Annotated in this window: 14 protein-coding genes; 9 read left to right on the forward strand and 5 right to left on the reverse strand. The window is 65.2% G+C overall.

Annotated elements, in window-relative coordinates; translation table 11 throughout:
* Window positions 1–197 precede the first annotated feature (197 nt).
* The 3 genes from AC13EK_RS17900 to fsa all read right to left on the reverse strand — a co-directional run bounded on the left by AC13EK_RS17900 (window position 198) and on the right by fsa (window position 2,542).
* Window positions 198–1,418: a GGDEF domain-containing protein gene (locus tag AC13EK_RS17900; RefSeq protein WP_069336636.1), complete on the reverse strand. Its 1,221-nt coding sequence runs from the start codon at window positions 1,416–1,418 to the stop codon at window positions 198–200.
* A gap of 57 nt (window positions 1,419–1,475) precedes the next feature.
* Window positions 1,476–1,802 carry an antibiotic biosynthesis monooxygenase family protein gene (locus AC13EK_RS17905; RefSeq protein ID WP_004210781.1) on the reverse strand — a complete coding sequence of 109 codons (327 nt, stop codon included), beginning with the start codon at window positions 1,800–1,802 and terminating at the stop codon, window positions 1,476–1,478.
* Between the two features lie 86 nt (window positions 1,803–1,888).
* A complete protein-coding gene (fsa, locus tag AC13EK_RS17910; RefSeq protein ID WP_004210778.1) occupies window positions 1,889–2,542 on the reverse strand; it encodes a fructose-6-phosphate aldolase in 654 nt (217 codons plus the stop codon).
* A gap of 141 nt (window positions 2,543–2,683) precedes the next feature.
* Here fsa and AC13EK_RS17915 point away from each other — a divergent pair, with 141 nt between their 5' ends.
* Genes AC13EK_RS17915 through AC13EK_RS17925 form a run of 3 tightly spaced genes read left to right on the forward strand, consistent with a single transcriptional unit; the run spans window position 2,684 to window position 5,714 of the window.
* Window positions 2,684–3,322: a DUF2490 domain-containing protein gene (locus AC13EK_RS17915; protein ID WP_234792184.1), complete on the forward strand. Its 639-nt coding sequence runs from the start codon at window positions 2,684–2,686 to the stop codon at window positions 3,320–3,322.
* Between the two features lie 38 nt (window positions 3,323–3,360).
* On the forward strand, window positions 3,361–5,529 hold the full coding sequence (locus AC13EK_RS17920; protein ID WP_069336637.1) for a primosomal protein N': 2,169 nt from the start codon (window positions 3,361–3,363) through the stop codon (window positions 5,527–5,529).
* Window positions 5,529–5,714 carry a DUF1289 domain-containing protein gene (locus AC13EK_RS17925; RefSeq protein WP_081331659.1) on the forward strand — a complete coding sequence of 62 codons (186 nt, stop codon included), beginning with the start codon at window positions 5,529–5,531 and terminating at the stop codon, window positions 5,712–5,714. Before AC13EK_RS17920 ends, AC13EK_RS17925 begins: the two co-directional genes overlap by 1 nt.
* On the opposite strand, the gene AC13EK_RS17930 is transcribed toward AC13EK_RS17925, so the two are convergent.
* Window positions 5,665–7,179, reverse strand: a complete 1,515-nt coding sequence (locus AC13EK_RS17930) for a hypothetical protein (RefSeq protein WP_069336638.1) — start codon at window positions 7,177–7,179, stop codon at window positions 5,665–5,667. The genes AC13EK_RS17925 and AC13EK_RS17930 overlap by 50 nt on opposite strands.
* A gap of 59 nt (window positions 7,180–7,238) precedes the next feature.
* Window positions 7,239–8,312: a bifunctional DNA-binding transcriptional regulator/O6-methylguanine-DNA methyltransferase Ada gene (gene ada / locus AC13EK_RS17935; RefSeq protein ID WP_069336639.1), complete on the reverse strand. Its 1,074-nt coding sequence runs from the start codon at window positions 8,310–8,312 to the stop codon at window positions 7,239–7,241.
* Window positions 8,313–8,437: 125 nt separating this feature from the next.
* Between ada and AC13EK_RS17940 the strand changes: the two genes are divergently transcribed.
* The 6 genes from AC13EK_RS17940 (at window position 8,438) to atpD (ending at window position 15,256) form a co-directional block, all read left to right on the forward strand.
* Window positions 8,438–9,997, forward strand: coding sequence for a S1C family serine protease (locus AC13EK_RS17940; protein ID WP_069336656.1), 1,560 nt, complete (start codon window positions 8,438–8,440; stop codon window positions 9,995–9,997).
* A gap of 181 nt (window positions 9,998–10,178) precedes the next feature.
* Window positions 10,179–10,733 (forward strand): F0F1 ATP synthase subunit delta, encoded by a 555-nt coding sequence (locus AC13EK_RS17945; RefSeq protein WP_004210769.1) that lies wholly within the window; start codon window positions 10,179–10,181, stop codon window positions 10,731–10,733.
* 2 nt (window positions 10,734–10,735) lie between these two features.
* A complete protein-coding gene (gene atpA, locus AC13EK_RS17950) occupies window positions 10,736–12,265 on the forward strand; it encodes a F0F1 ATP synthase subunit alpha (protein WP_004210768.1) in 1,530 nt (509 codons plus the stop codon).
* 42 nt (window positions 12,266–12,307) lie between these two features.
* On the forward strand, window positions 12,308–12,898 hold the full coding sequence (locus tag AC13EK_RS17955) for a LysE family translocator (protein ID WP_037511450.1): 591 nt from the start codon (window positions 12,308–12,310) through the stop codon (window positions 12,896–12,898).
* 3 nt (window positions 12,899–12,901) lie between these two features.
* The gene (locus tag AC13EK_RS17960) at window positions 12,902–13,786 is read left to right on the forward strand and encodes a F0F1 ATP synthase subunit gamma (RefSeq protein ID WP_004210766.1); all 885 of its coding nucleotides are present in this window, start codon (window positions 12,902–12,904) and stop codon (window positions 13,784–13,786) included.
* 24 nt (window positions 13,787–13,810) lie between these two features.
* On the forward strand, window positions 13,811–15,256 hold the full coding sequence (atpD, locus tag AC13EK_RS17965; RefSeq protein ID WP_004210765.1) for a F0F1 ATP synthase subunit beta: 1,446 nt from the start codon (window positions 13,811–13,813) through the stop codon (window positions 15,254–15,256).
* Window positions 15,257–15,288: the final 32 nt, after the last annotated feature.

The raw sequence follows: 15,288 nt of genomic DNA on the forward strand, positions 1-15,288 counted from the left end.
CCCCGCCCTTCAACCCAGCAAACCTCTCGATCCCACGCGATGAAAAAGACGCTACGATCCCGCGCGACCTGATTACGTGGAAAATCCGCAAGCAGGTGCGCGCTCGGGAATGCAGGCGCTCAATGAATAGGATGGGCTAGGGGATCAGGAGCAGACTTCCTGACAACCGACACGAAAAGATATCTCGGGGTCGCCAATCAGGCTCGACGTGCCACTTTGGCGAGGCGCAGCGGCGGAGTCGCGACGCTCAGGTCCACGCCCGATTCAACCGAGATGCGATCGCGCCCCTTGCGCTTGGCGTCGTAGAGCGCACGGTCTGCCCGATCGAACAGATGCGGTAGCTCCTCCGTGCCCATGTTACTGGTCGCCGCCCCGATGCTGGTCGACACTTGCAGACTCGCCCCGGCGACACCCGCCCCGCTCTGTGCAAAACGATGGCAGATGCGGCGACCGAGCGCCGGCAGATTTTCGGGTGGAAGGCCAAAGAGCAGAACGGCGAACTCATCGCCACCCAGCCGCGCCACCAGTGCATCGGCGGGCACGCAATCCGTCAATATCGCGGCCAGTCCCGACAGCAGCCGGTCGCCGGTCGCATGGCCAAAACCGTCATTGACCGCCTTGAAATGATCGACGTCGCACAGCAGCAGCGCCACCGGCTGGCCGGTCCGCCGTGCCAGCGCCATCCCGGCCGCCGCCTTCGCCTCGAACGCGCGGCGATTATAGGCCCCGGTCAGCGAATCCCGCTCCGCCAGCGCGGTAATCTGCCGTTCGCGCCGGTGACGCACCGCCGCCAGCATCAGCAGGGCGAGCGACACCTCGACCAATATGCCCTCATAGAGCGACGCCTTGATCAGCAGCCCCTTGAAGCCGACCAGGCTGACAAACAGGCCCGGCATGAAGATCAGCCCCGACTTGGCGAGGTAGAATATGCCATGGCCAAGGAAAATATGCCCCAACCGCACCGCATCGCGCACTTCGCTGGTGCGACGGAGCGAGAGCAGGAGGGACGCGGCCTTGAGCGACAAGATCGCGACCAGCGCCGAATTGACGAGGCCGAACAGGGCAGTGCGATCACTTGCCGGATCGGTGCCCAGCAGCGCCACCCAGACCAGCAGCACGCCCAGCCAGATGCCGGGCAGGCGTCGCCCGGCAAAGGCGGCTGCCCCCCTGGCGAACAGCAGATGCGCCACCACCAGCAGGCCATTGGCCAGCCAGACATAGAGAAGGAAGCTGTCCACCGTGCGCAGCACCGACATGCCGCTGCCCACTACGATGGTCGCAAATCCCGCGCTCCACCAGGCGAGCGAGCGCACCTTCGCCAGACGCCATTCGGCAGCCAGCACCAGCGCCGCAACAAGGGCGATGGCCTGGGTCATGAGCAGCATGGTGACGGCGTCGATCGGCATGGACAGGTTCATCGGGGAAAGGAGCGTGCTATCTAGCCGAATATGCTGAACAAAAGGTTCCCGCCCGGCTCAGCTCGTCGCACGAACCAGCAGGTCGTCTGTGACCGTCATGGTAAAGATCGGATCGGCATCCGCCGGCACTTCGGCGATCGCGTCGACAAAGGCGGCGCGGGTTGCCGGGTCGTCATAGACCATCTTCGCGTCGAAGGCGGCGCGCCAGGTCGCCTCGTCCGGCCATTCGGCATAGCCCACGAACCGCCCGTCCGCATCACGGTGCAGGCGCGATCCATAGCTGCCATATTTTTCGCGGATCAGGTCGGTGCCGCGGCGCCAGGCTGCGCGGAACTGCTCTTCTTTGCCGGGGTGGACGCGCCACCAATAGACCGCAACGAACATGGCCACCTCCTCGTGCGGAGACAATGGCCGGGCGGCGGCAGGAGTTCCGGCGGGCAGGCTGATCGCCCGCCCGCCGGCAATGTCGCTTAGAGGATCGACTGGCCGGTCTTGGCCCAATCCGACATGAAGCCGGCAATGCCCTTGTCGGTCAGCACATGGTTGAACAGGGCCTTGATGACGGCCGGCGGCGCGGTCATCACATCGGCGCCGATCTTGGCGCTGTCGAGCACGTGGATCGGGTGACGGACCGACGCGACCAGGATTTCGGTGTCGAACGCGTAATTGTCGTAGATCAGGCGGATGTCTTCGATCAGCTGCATGCCGTCGAAGCCATTATCGTCATGACGGCCGACGAAGGGCGAGATGAAGCTGGCGCCGGCCTTGGCCGCGAGCAGTGCCTGGTTGGCCGAGAAGCAGAGGGTGACGTTCACCATCACGCCATCGTCGGTCAGCGCCTTGCAGGTCTTGAGGCCGTCGATGGTCAGCGGCACCTTGATGCAGACATTGGGAGCGATCTTCCGCAGGACCGCGGCTTCCTTCATCATCGTCTCATGGTCGAGCGCGACGACTTCGGCCGACACCGGGCCGTCAACGACGCCGCAGATTTCCTCGATCACTTCCAGGAACTTACGGCCCGACTTGTGGATCAGCGACGGGTTGGTGGTGACGCCGTCCAGCAGGCCGGTGGCGGCCAGATCACGGATTTCGGCAATGTCGGCGGTGTCGACGAAGAATTTCATGGGATGCTCCGGGGCAGGATTCGCGAATCGGCTCCCTTTAGCGGCTGGCCGATGGATTGGCCATCGGGGCGAACGGCGATTGCCTTGGCCCCCGCCGCCTTCTACCTCTTCCGCGACAGGGGAGCGGCGATGAAGTTTGCGATGCGCGCATATATTTGCCTGACCGCCCTCGCCATGCTCGTCCTGCCCTTTCCTGCCCGCGCTGCGGATCAGGAGGCGCAGACCTGGATCAGCGCTGGCGGCGTCGCGCAGATTGACGACAATGATCGCATCGGCATCGAAACAAGCTATCGCCTGCGGCCGGCCGACGACCAGTTGCTGCAACGGATCACCCTGGACCATCGGATTGCCGACGGCGTGCAGCTGGGCGGCGGCTTCGCCTTCGTCACCAGCCGAAGGCAGAAGGAAATGCGCTTCCACCAGCAACTGATCATCGACTTGGGCGTGCTGCAGAGCCGCACCCGGCTGGAACAGCGCTATATCGACAGCGCCGCGCAGCCGGCCTGGCGCCTGCGCGAACGTATCCAGCTCGACATCCCGCTGGAAAAGCAGCGCAAATGGTTCCTCCTGACCTCCGCCGAATTTTTCTTCGAACTGCACAAGCCAAGCGCGGTCCAGGACAGCGAACTTGTCACCACGCGGCAACTGATCGGTCTGCGTCATGTGCTGACGCCGCGGCTCGGCATGCAGCTGAGCTATATGCGCCAGCATAGTTTCCCCGACAACCGCCCCGATGAGGTCGTTCATGTCCCCTGGCTGGCGATCGCCTGGCGGCTCTGACGATTTGCCAGAACGGCAAGAGCGGTTAAGGACGCTCAATGGCCCGCGCCCGTGTCCTCCTGCTCAATGCCGCCCTCGGCCCGCTCGACTATCGCATCCCCCATGGCATGACGGCCAGGCCGGGCAGCATCGTGGTCGCCCCGCTGGGCCCGCGCCAGCTGGTCGGTGTGGTGTGGGACGAGGAGTCCTTCCCGGATGTCGAGACGGTCGGCGACAACCGGCTGCGCAACCTGCTGGAAGTGCTGGACGCGCCGCCGCTGCCCGAAACGCTGCGCCGGCTGATCGAATGGACCGCCGACTATTATCTCGCCCCGCCGGCCGCCGTGCTGCGCATGGCGCTGGCGTCGATGTCCGCGCTGGAGGGCACGCGCACCGTCATCGAATATCGTGCCACCGGCCAGCTGCCCGATCGCATGACCGAGCAGCGAACCCAGGCGATGGAGCGGATCGGCGACCGGCAGGGGCTGGTGCGCGAACTGGCGATGATCGGCGGGGTCAGCGATACGGTGATCCGCGGTCTGGTGAAGGCCGGCGCGTTCGAGCCGGTCGAGGTGAGCGTCGACACCCCCTTCCCCGAACCCGACCCGGCCCACGCGCCGCCGGCCCTGTCCGATCAGCAGATGGCGGCCGCGACCGACATGGCGGACGCGGTGCGCGCCCATGAATTTGCCCCCTTCCTGCTCGACGGCGTCACCGGGTCGGGCAAGACCGAGGTCTATTTCGAGGCGATCGCCGCTGCCATCCGCGCCGGCAAGCAGACCCTGGTGCTGCTGCCCGAAATCGCCCTGACCGAACCCTTTCTTGAACGGTTCGAAAAACGCTTCGGCACGGTCCCGGTCAACTGGCATAGCGGCCTGCGCCAGAGCGAACGCCGGCGCGCCTGGCGCGCGATCGCGGCGGGCGAGGCCCGTGTCGTCGTCGGTGCCCGGTCCGCCCTGTTCCTGCCCTACCCCAATCTGGGCCTGATCGTCGTCGACGAAGCGCATGAGGCGAGCTTCAAGCAGGAGGAAGGCGTCCATTATCACGCCCGCGACGTCGCCGTGATGCGCGGCCTCATCGAACATTTCCCGGTCGTTCTGGCCTCCGCCACGCCGGCGATCGAGACACGGCACCAGGTCGATCTCGGCCGTTATCGCGAGATCAAGCTGCCCGCCCGTTTCGGCGGCGCGCAGATGCCCGATATCGAGGGCATCAACCTGCTGACCGATCCGCCCGAGCGCGGTCGCTGGATCGCGCCGCCGCTGGTGGTAGCGATGGAGGAAGTGCTGGCCAAGGGCGAGCAGAGCCTGCTCTTCCTCAACCGGCGCGGCTATGCGCCGCTGACGCTGTGCCGCCATTGCGGCTATCGCTTCCAATGCCCCAATTGCACCAGCTGGATGGTCGAGCATCGGCTGACCAAGCGGCTGGCCTGCCATCATTGCGGCCATGTCATCCCCGCGCCGCGCTTCTGCCCCGAGTGCAAGGAAGAGGACAGCCTGGTCGCCTGCGGCCCCGGCGTCGAGCGCATCGCCGACGAGGTGAAGGCGCTGTGGCCACAGGCGCGGGTGGCCATCGCCACGTCCGACACGCTGCACTCGCCGGCTCGCGCCGCCGATTTCGTCAAGTCGGTGGAGGCTGGCGACATCGACATCATCGTCGGCACCCAGCTCATCACCAAGGGCTATCATTTCCCCAACCTGACCCTGGTCGGCGTGATCGACGCGGACCTGGGGCTGGAGGGCGGTGATCTGCGCGCGTCCGAACGCACCTTCCAGCAGATCATGCAGGTCGCTGGGCGCGCCGGGCGCGGCGAAAAGCCGGGCCATGTCTTCATCCAGACCCGCATGCCCGATGCCGAAGTGATCCAGGCGCTGATCGCCGGCGACAGCGAGCGCTTCTATCTGATCGAGACCGAAAATCGCCGCCGCGCCAATGCCCCGCCCTTCGGCCGCTTCGCCGCGATCATCATCTCCAGCGAGGACAGCGACGAAGCTGCACAGACCGCCCGGCTGATCGGCAAGTCGGCGCCGCAGGTGGAGGGCATGCGCGTCTATGGCCCCGCCCCTGCGCCCCTCTCCGTCCTTCGCGGCCGCCATCGCCATCGCTTGCTGATCCACGCCACGCGCCAGGTCGACATCCAGTCGGTGATCCGCGAATGGCTGGGCAATCTGGTATGGAAATCGACCACCCGCGTCGCGGTGGACGTCGATCCCTACAGCTTCATGTGATGGCCGCGCCGATCGAGAGCCCCTGCCGCAATCTCTGTTCGCTCGATGCGGAAAGGAGAGGCTGCACCGGCTGCGGCCGCACCCTCGACGAAATAGTCCATTGGCGCAGCATGACCGATGCCCAGCGCACCGCCGTCATGGCGCGGGTGAAGGATTTCGAGCCTTTGCGTCGCCCTGCGCCTTAGTCCTGGCGTCGAAGGCGGCCTTCATCTTGATCGCCGCCTCCCGCATGTCCGACCCATGTGGCGAAAAGGCGATCGGGTCCATGATGGTGGAGGCGGCGGCATATTCGCCTCGGGCCGCCAAGGCGCGCGCGAACTGGAAGCGATAATTGGGGTTTTGCGGCAAAAGGGAGAAGGCCTTGTACAGGCCGTCATAGCCGATGTCGGGCATCTTGCCGCCACGCATGGCATGATAGCGATAGAATAGCGCCAGCGGCACGGGGTCCTCCGTATCGGCGCGATTGGCGCGCACGATCGCCGTCAGCGCCGCCTTCCAATCCTCCTCCTTGCCGCTGTCCTGCGCCCGCGCCAGCAGGACTTGCGCGCGGACGGCCTGCGCGCGCGACGATTTCGGATCAATGCCGATCGCGCGATCCGCGTCGCCGAGCGCGGCGGCGCCCTCTTCGGCCGCCCATTCGGATTCGGCCAGCAGCGTCAGGGCATAGGCGCTGTCGGGATATTTGGCGGCGGTAGCGCGGATCGATGCCACCAATGTGGGAATATCCTCCGTCCTGGGTCGATTGACGAGGTGGAGTTCATCCTCGATCAGGGCGCCCTGCGCCGGGTCGACCGGCACCACCGTGATCGCGCCGATCGTCATGTCCTGCGGCGTCAGCACGGACATCGACAGGCGCTTGCGCATATAGGCCTTGAGTTCCTTCTCCAGCCCGGCCACCCCGCCTTCGAAATAGCTGTCGGGCTCAACGTCCGGCTTCCCCTGCGCCAAATCGCCCAGATAGCGGGTCATCGCCGCCGTATAGCCATTCTTGTTCTGGAAATAATAATGGGTGAGCAGCCAGGCGGTACCATAATAGCGGTCGCCGTCCTGCCGGTTCAGGCCATCGGTCGTGCGCGACAGGAGCTGGACGAGCGGATAAGGCTGCCCCAGCACCAGCCCCGGCACCCGTGCCATCGGCACCTGGGCGAACCGGATCGATCCATCCTTGGGGAAATCCACGACCGAGAAGAATTCCGCGAACCCCTCGACATACCAGGCCGGATAAGCGGCCGGGAAATGATGCAGCATGAAATGATGGGTATATTCGTGGAACAGGATTTCCTCGGCACCGGCATCAAATTTGCCGGTCTTCGCGCCGCGCGCCAGGAAGGCATAAGCGGTGCGATCGGACGTGGTGTAATAGCCCGCGACATTGGGGTTGCGCGCCAGTTCCCTGACCTTGGCTTCACTGGACAGCAGATAGACCTTCACCGGGCTGCCCTGTTCCGGGCTGGTCACACCGGTCAGGCGGCGCAGCAAATAATCGAATTTCTCGAGCCGCTCGGCAAAGCCGCGCAGGGTTTCGTCCTTCCCCTCGCTATAGGCGGTGAAATGCCGGGTCTGCGCCTGCCACCAGGCCGCCTGTGCCGGCGCGGTGCCGGCAAGGGCCAGCCCGGCCCCGGCCAGTGCCTTCATCCAGAATCGCATCATCCCGCATTTCCCCAAAGACCTGGGTTCCAAGGTGAAGGACGACAGGTTCGATGGAAAGTTCAATCTCTCCCGTTACTTGCCTTTTCCTTGCCGAGCAGCACCTGCTTCCTTTCAAGGCCCCAGGCATAGCCGCCCAGGCTGCCGTCGCTGCGTACGACGCGATGGCAGGGTATCAGGATGGCAAGCCTGTTGTCGCCGCAGGCCGTCCCCGCCGCGCGCACCGCGCCCGGCCGGCCGATCGCCGCGGCGATCTCACCATAGCTGCGCGTCTCGCCCGCCGGGATCGCCCGCAAGGCGGCCCAGACCGCCTGCTGAAAGGCAGTGCCACCGACATCGGTTGGCAGGTCGGCACCTGCCCCCGGATCATCCACCAGCGCGGCCACGGCACTTGCCCAGCGATCCAGCGCGGCGTCCGCGGGCAACAGAGTCGCATTGGGGTATCGACGGCGCAGGTCCGCCTCCCCTTCCTCGAAGGCGATGCGGCACAGGCCGCGCTCGGTCGCCGCGACCAGCAGCGCGCCCAGGCTCGTCCCAATCACGACATGACGGATATCGACGCCACGCCCGCCCTCGCGCCAGGCGCTGGGCGTCATGCCCAGATGCCGTTCGGCATCGGCATAGGCGCGGCTCGGCGCGTTATAGCCCGCCTCATAGATCGCATCGGTCACGCTGCCCGGCGTCGCCAGTGCCGCCTTCAGCCGCTCGGTGCGCAGATCGCGGGCATAGGCCGCCGGGGTCAGTCCGGTGATCCGCTTGAACAAGCGATGGAAATGATGCGGCGCATAGCCGACATGGTCGGCCATCTCCTCCAGCCGGGGCGGCGTTTCGGCCGCGCGGATCAGGCGAATCGCCGCCTCCACCGCCTGCTGGTCGCGCCCCACCTCATCCGGCCGGCAGCGCAGGCAGGCGCGAAAGCCCGCCGCCCGCGCGGCCGCCCCGTCGGGCAGGAAGATCATATTCTCCCGCTTCGGGTGCCGGGCCGGGCAGCTCGGCTTGCAATAGATGCCGGTGGTCAGCACCGCGCCCACGAAGCAGCCATCCTGCCGGCGATCACGCGCCAGAAAGGCGGTCCAGCAGTCTGCGGCATCGGGCATGGCAGCCGGGACGGGTTCGGGGCGTGTCATCTGGTTCATGGATATGGGGTAATCCAGACGGCTTGGCGAGGCTTCCCGTCGCTTGCGGTCAAAAGCACACGGCCCGTCGCATCCGCTTTTTCCCGATTGCCTAAAGCGGGCCTTCGCATATGTATGCGCCTCCTATGGTCGCCCTTTTCCGTCGCCTTCGCCCGATCGCCGCGCTTGTCGCGTCCCTCGTCCTGCTCAGCCCCGCACGGGCCGAACAGCAGGATATCACCGCCGCCGCGCGCAGCGTGGTGCGCGTCGCATTGGTCGCGACCAATGGCGCGGACGCCTATTTCGTGGGCCATGGCAGCGGCATCGCGATCGCCCCGGACAAGGTGCTGACCAACGCCCATGTCGTCGAACTGGCGCGCGAGGAGAAGGATCTCGTCATCGGCGTGATCCCGTCGGAGGGCAAGAAAAGCTATGGCGGGCGGATCATCGCCTATTCGCCGGGCAATGACCTGGCCCTGATCCAGCTGGAGGAAGGCAGCCTGCCGGTCGCCACCTTCTATGCCGGGGCGGTCGATGACGGCCAGCATGTCACCGCCATCGGCTATCCCGGCACCGTCGATCGCGCCCAGGGCCTTAGCCTCAAGCAGTTGGTCGAACCGCTCGGCACGGTGAAGACCAGCGGCAGCATCTCGTCCGGCCGCTCCAGCCAGAGCTTCGACACCATCCTGCACACCGCCCCGCTTGCCGCAGGCAACAGCGGCGGCCCGCTGGTCGATGATTGCGGCCGGGTGCTGGGCGTCAACAGCTTCGGCTCGATCTCGGACGGCAATGATGCCGAATTCGGCTTTGCCGTATCCTGGCGCGAAGTCGCCTCCTTCCTGCGTCAGGCCGGCGTGTCCTCGCTCCACACCGTCGTCGCCTGCCGCACCATGGCCGAAGCCGACGCGGCCGAAGCCTCGATCACCCAGCGCGAATCGCAGCTGACCGAACAGAATGACCGCGCCGCCGCCGACAAGCGCGAGCAGGCGCTGCAGCAGGCCCGCGACACCGCCGAGCGCGACGTCATTTCCGGCCGCGAAAATGCGATGGCGGGCGCCGCCGTGCTGCTGGCCCTCGCCGTGCTGGGCCTGGGCGCTGGCGGCCTCTTCTACAGCCAGGGCCGTGAAAAGCGTGCCACCTGGTTCATCGCCGGTGGCGGCATCCTGCTGATGGGCGCGCTTGGCCTGTTCGTGTTCAAGCCCAGCTTTGCCAGCATCGACGAGCGGGTGAAGCTGCCCGAGGACCAGAGCGTGGTCAGCAACAAGGCCTTTGCCTGGGCCGGCGACAATATCTGCCGGATCGACCTCAACCGCAGCCGGCTGACCGTGTCGCAGCCCAATGATGTCGGTCTGAACTGGGCCGAGGGCGGCTGCGTCAACGGCGACACGCAGTATCAGGCGACCGGCACGACCTGGCAGCGCGCCCATGTGCCCGACGAGGGCAATTATGTCAGCCGCAGCGAATTCGACCCGACCACCGGCCTGTTGCGGGTGCAGCGCTGGCTGCCCGATGGCGACACGATGGACAAGGCCCGCGCCCTGCTGAAGGATGGTCCGATCAAGGGATGCAGCAGCGATTCCACGATGTTGACCCGGATCGCGACGCTCCAGTCGGACCTCGCCGCGCTGCTGCCGCCCCAGCCGAACGAGCGGCTGGTCTATCATTGCCAAAAAGGACGGCTTGCCCCCGCAGACCCCGCTCCCTAGCCTGTCCGTTTTCCCGAAAAACTCAGTCAAATTGGCTTGATTTCGTCGATGCGATGGAATCGTGTCACATGACTTGCATAGTCATATTGGCACTGCTAACCGGCCCGACAACAGGGGACGGTTATTACTGCTCCCCCTCTTTTTGCATGACCGGCAAATCAAGTTGGAGGACGGTAAGCGCGTGGAGACTACCGGCGGTATTCAGGCCAGCCTCAGCGGCCGCTATGCGGTGGCGCTGTTCGATCTGGCCCGCGACGGCAAGACGCTCGACACCGTCGCAGCGAGCCTCGCGGCAATCAAGGCGGCGATCGCAGAATCGTCTGATTTCAAGGGCCTGATCAACAGTCCCGTTCTCAGCCGCGACGCAGCGGGTAAGACGATCGCGGCGGTTGCATCCGCCATGTCGATCGATCCGCTGACGACGAATTTCCTGGGCGTGCTCGCCCAGAACCGTCGCCTCTCGCAGCTTCCCGCGGTCATCCGCGCCTATGAGACGCTGCTGTCGAATCACAAGGGCGAGGCCCGCGCCGAAGTGACGAGCGCGCATCCGCTCACCAAGACTCAACTGACCGCGCTGGCCAAGGGCCTCAAGGCGCGTGTCGGCCGCGACGTCGCCGTCGAGGCCAAGGTCGATCCCGCGATCCTGGGTGGGCTGGTCGTCAAGATCGGCAGCCAGATGATCGATTCCTCCATCCGCACCCGTTTGAATAGTCTCGCCCTGGCGATGAAAGGCTGAACATGGATATCAACGCCGCAGAAATTTCGAAGGTCATCAAGGACCAGATCGCCAATTTCGGCACCGAAGCGCAGGTCAGCGAAGTCGGTTCCGTTCTGACCGTGGGTGACGGCATCGCCCGCGTCCATGGCCTCGACAACGTCCAGGCGGGCGAAATGGTCGAGTTCGCCAATGGCGTTCAGGGCATGGCACTCAACCTCGAAGCCGACAATGTCGGCATCGTGATCTTCGGCTCGGACGCCGAGATCAAGGAAGGCGACACCGTCAAGCGCACCGGCACCATCGTCGACGTTCCCGTCGGCAAGGGTCTGCTGGGCCGCGTCGTCGACGGCCTCGGCAACCCGATCGATGGCAAGGGTCCGATCGAATATACCGAGCGCAAGCGCGTCGAAGTCAAGGCGCCGGGCATCATCCCCCGCAAGTCGGTGCACGAGCCCGTGCAGACCGGCCTGAAGGCGATCGACGCCCTCGTCCCCGTCGGCCGTGGCCAGCGCGAACTGATCATCGGTGACCGCCAGACCGGCAAGACCGCCGTCGCAATCGACACCTTCATCAACCAGAAGGGCATCAACGCGGGCGACGACGAGAGCAAGAAGCTCTACTGCATCTATGTCGCCGTCGGCCAGAAGCGCTCGACCGTCGCGCAGATCGTCAAGCAGCTCGAAGAAAATGGCGCGATGGAATATTCGATCGTCGTCGCCGCGACCGCTTCGGAACCCGCTCCGCTCCAGTATCTGGCGCCCTATACCGGCGTCACCATGGGCGAATTTTTCCGCGACAACGGCATGCACGCCGTGATCGTGTATGACGACCTTTCCAAGCAGGCCGTCGCCTATCGCCAGATGTCGCTGCTGCTGCGTCGTCCTCCGGGCCGCGAAGCCTATCCGGGCGACGTCTTCTATCTCCACAGCCGCCTGCTGGAACGCGCTGCGAAGATGAACGACGCCAATGGCAATGGCTCGCTGACCGCGCTGCCGATCATCGAGACCCAGGCAGGCGACGTGTCGGCCTATATTCCGACCAACGTGATCTCGATCACCGACGGCCAGATCTTCCTCGAAACCAACCTCTTCTACCAGGGCATCCGTCCGGCCATCAACGTCGGCCTGTCGGTGTCGCGCGTCGGCTCGGCCGCGCAGACCAAGGCGATGAAGAAGGTTTCGGGCTCGATCAAGCTGGAGCTGGCCCAGTATCGCGAAATGGCGGCCTTCGCCCAGTTCGGTTCGGACCTCGACGCCTCGACCCAGAAGCTGCTGAACCGCGGCGCGCGCCTGACCGAGCTGCTGAAGCAGGGCCAGTTCTCGCCGCTGCCGTTCGAAGAGCAGACCGCGTCGATCTTCGCCGGCACCAACGGCTATCTGGACGGCATCCCGGTCAAGGACGTGACCCGTTATGAAGAGCTGATGCTCGCCTATCTGCGTCACGACCACCCCGAAGTGCTGACCGCGATTCGCGACAGCAAGGATCTGGGCGACGACGCCAAGGGCAAGCTGAAGGCTGCGCTGGACTCGTTCGGCAAGACCTTCGCTTAAGACGCTGTGCTGACCGCCCATTCCCTTCTTGCCTGGACCGTGATGTCGATCGGTCTGGTGCTGCTGCCGGGGCCGGACACCATGTTGGTGGCCGGCCACGCGGCACGCCGCGGCTTCAAGGCGGGAATGGCGGCGATCGGCGGCATCCAGCTCGGCGGCCTGTTCTACATGCTGTTGTGCGGCTTCGGCTTCCTCAGCGTGCTGAATGCGGTGCCGGGGCTGTTCTTGGGCGTTAAGATCGCCGGTGCCCTCTATCTGGCCTGGATGGGCTTTGGCCTGCTGCGCGGCGCGATCAAGCCGGCGCCGGCAAGCGAAACGCCCAAGGTCCGGATCGGCGGATCGCCCTTCGCCCAGGGCCTGGTCAGCACCGTGCTGAACCCCAAGGTTGCGATCTTCTTCCTCGCCGCGCTGCCGCAGTTCGTGGGCACCGGCCCGGATGCGCCGTGGCAGGGCATGCTGCTGATCGCGATCGTCTATGGGCTCGGTTTCCTGTGGTGCGCCCTGCTCGCGCTGCTCGCCACCAAGGCGGGCCGCAAAGTGGGGCAGAGCAGCGCGATGCGCTGGTTCGAAGGCGCCATGGGCGTCGGTTTCTTTGGTCTCGCGGGCCGTCTGGCCCTTGCTCGGAATATTTGAACTATGGCTAGCCTCAAGGAACTGAAGCTGCGCATCGGGTCGGTGAAGTCGACCCAGAAGATCACCAAGGCGAAGCAGATGGTCGCCGCGGCCAAGCTGCGCAAGGCGCAGGCCGCTGCCGAAGCTGCCCGCCCCTATAGCGAGCGACTGGAAGCGGTCGTCGCGAGCCTGGCGACCAAGATCGCCGGTGGCTCGGGCGAAGGCGCTTCGCCGCTGCTCGCCGGCACCGGCAAGGACGAAGTCCATCTGCTGGTCGTCGCCAATAGCGATCGCGGCCTTGCCGGCGCGTTCAACGCCAATATCGTGAAGGCCGCGCTGGCCAAGGCCCGCGCGCTGGAACTGGATGGCAAGAAGGTGTTGTTCTACCTGATCGGCCGCAAGGGCCGTCCGGTGATCAACCGCACCTATCCGGGCAAGATCGTCGCCAATTACGACACGACCGGTGCCAAGGAGCCGGGCTTTGCCCAGGCCCAGGCGGTGGCGCAGGAACTCAGCCAGATGTTCCTGGACGGCAAGTTCGACGTCGCCCATCTCTTCTATTCGCGCTTCAAGTCGGCGCTCGCGCAGATCCCGACCGAACAGCAGATCATCCCGGTGAAGATCCCCGCCGACGCCGACCGCAATGCGATCGCCGCCACGGTGGAATATGAGCCGAGCGAGGAAGCGATCCTCGACGACCTGCTGCCGCGCAACGTCACGGTGCAGCTCTTCAAGGCGCTGCTGGAAAACAACGCGTCCGAACAGGGTGCGTCGATGACCGCGATGGACAATGCGACCCGCAATGCCGGCGACCTCATCAACAAGCTGACGATCCAGTATAACCGCAGCCGCCAGGCCGCGATCACCACCGAACTCGTCGAAATCATCTCGGGCGCCGAAGCCCTCTAAGGACAAGCAGGCAAGGACATAGTCATGGCAACCACCAACAATGTAGGCCGCATCTCGCAGGTCATCGGCGCCGTCGTCGACGTGACCTTCCCCGATGCGCTTCCGGCGATCCTTTCGGCGCTGGAAACCAGCAACAACGGCCAGCGCCTGGTGCTGGAAGTCGCCCAGCATCTGGGTGAGAACACCGTCCGCACCATCGCGATGGACTCGACCGATGGTCTGACCCGCGGCCAGGAAGTCACCGACACCGGCGCGCAGATCTCGGTTCCGGTCGGCCCGGCCACCCTCGGCCGCATCCTGAACGTCGTCGGCGAGCCGATCGACGAGCGCGGCCCGGTTGCCACCGAACTGCGTTCGCCGATCCATGCCAAGGCACCGGAATTCGTCGACCAGTCGACCGACGCGTCGATCCTGGTCACCGGCATCAAGGTCATCGATCTTCTGGCCCCCTATGCCAAGGGCGGCAAGATCGGCCTGTTCGGCGGCGCCGGCGTCGGCAAGACCGTTCTCATCCAGGAACTGATCAACAACATCGCCAAGGGCCATGGCGGCACCTCGGTCTTCGCGGGCGTCGGCGAACGCACCCGTGAAGGTAACGATCTGTACCATGAATTCCTCGACGCCAACGTCATCGCCAAGGATGCCGACGGCAACGCGATCAGCGAAGGTTCGAAGGTGGCCCTGGTTTATGGCCAGATGAACGAACCGCCGGGCGCCCGTGCCCGCGTCGCCCTGTCGGGCCTGACGATCGCCGAATATTTCCGCGACGTCGAGAACCAGGACGTGCTGTTCTTCGTCGACAACATCTTCCGCTTCACCCAGGCGGGCGCGGAAGTGTCGGCTCTGCTCGGCCGTATTCCTTCGGCCGTGGGTTACCAGCCGACCCTGGCGACCGACATGGGTCAGCTGCAGGAACGCATCACCTCGACCAACAAGGGCTCGATCACCTCGGTCCAGGCCGTCTACGTCCCCGCGGACGATCTTACCGACCCGGCGCCGGCGACCTCGTTCGCGCATCTTGACGCCACCACCGTTCTCAACCGCGCCATTTCGGAACTGGGCATCTATCCGGCGGTCGATCCGCTTGACTCGACCAGCCGCGTTCTGGAACCCCGCGTCGTCGGCCAGGAACATTACGACACCGCCCGTGCCGTCCAGTCGATCCTGCAGAAGTACAAGTCGCTGCAGGACATCATCGCGATCCTGGGCATGGACGAGCTGTCGGAAGAGGACAAGATCACCGTCGCCCGCGCGCGCAAGATCCAGAAGTTCCTGTCGCAGCCGTTCCACGTCGCCGAAGTCTTCACCGGCATCTCGGGCAAGTTCGTCCAGATCGAAGACACGGTGAAGTCGTTCAAGGCCGTGGTCGATGGTGAATATGACCATCTGCCCGAGAACGCCTTCTACATGGTCGGCGGCATCGACGAAGCCATCGAAAAGGCGAAGAAGCTGGCTGCCGAAGCAGCCTAAGCTCTAACCTCATATACCCCTCCCCGGTTCGG

The organism is Sphingobium sp. L-44 (assembly GCF_056859495.1).

Coding starts and splice junctions, on each gene's coding strand:
- AC13EK_RS17900 (WP_069336636.1), bottom strand. CDS start 1,418: ATGAACCTGTCCATGCCGATCGACGCCGTCACCATGCTGCTCATGACC.
- AC13EK_RS17905 (WP_004210781.1), bottom strand. CDS start 1,802: ATGTTCGTTGCGGTCTATTGGTGGCGCGTCCACCCCGGCAAAGAAGAG.
- fsa (WP_004210778.1), bottom strand. CDS start 2,542: ATGAAATTCTTCGTCGACACCGCCGACATTGCCGAAATCCGTGATCTG.
- AC13EK_RS17915 (WP_234792184.1), top strand. CDS start 2,684: ATGCGCGCATATATTTGCCTGACCGCCCTCGCCATGCTCGTCCTGCCC.
- AC13EK_RS17920 (WP_069336637.1), top strand. CDS start 3,361: ATGGCCCGCGCCCGTGTCCTCCTGCTCAATGCCGCCCTCGGCCCGCTC.
- AC13EK_RS17925 (WP_081331659.1), top strand. CDS start 5,529: ATGGCCGCGCCGATCGAGAGCCCCTGCCGCAATCTCTGTTCGCTCGAT.
- AC13EK_RS17930 (WP_069336638.1), bottom strand. CDS start 7,179: ATGATGCGATTCTGGATGAAGGCACTGGCCGGGGCCGGGCTGGCCCTT.
- ada (WP_069336639.1), bottom strand. CDS start 8,312: ATGAACCAGATGACACGCCCCGAACCCGTCCCGGCTGCCATGCCCGAT.
- AC13EK_RS17940 (WP_069336656.1), top strand. CDS start 8,438: ATGGTCGCCCTTTTCCGTCGCCTTCGCCCGATCGCCGCGCTTGTCGCG.
- atpA (WP_004210768.1), top strand. CDS start 10,736: ATGGATATCAACGCCGCAGAAATTTCGAAGGTCATCAAGGACCAGATC.
- AC13EK_RS17955 (WP_037511450.1), top strand. CDS start 12,308: ATGTCGATCGGTCTGGTGCTGCTGCCGGGGCCGGACACCATGTTGGTG.
- AC13EK_RS17960 (WP_004210766.1), top strand. CDS start 12,902: ATGGCTAGCCTCAAGGAACTGAAGCTGCGCATCGGGTCGGTGAAGTCG.
- atpD (WP_004210765.1), top strand. CDS start 13,811: ATGGCAACCACCAACAATGTAGGCCGCATCTCGCAGGTCATCGGCGCC.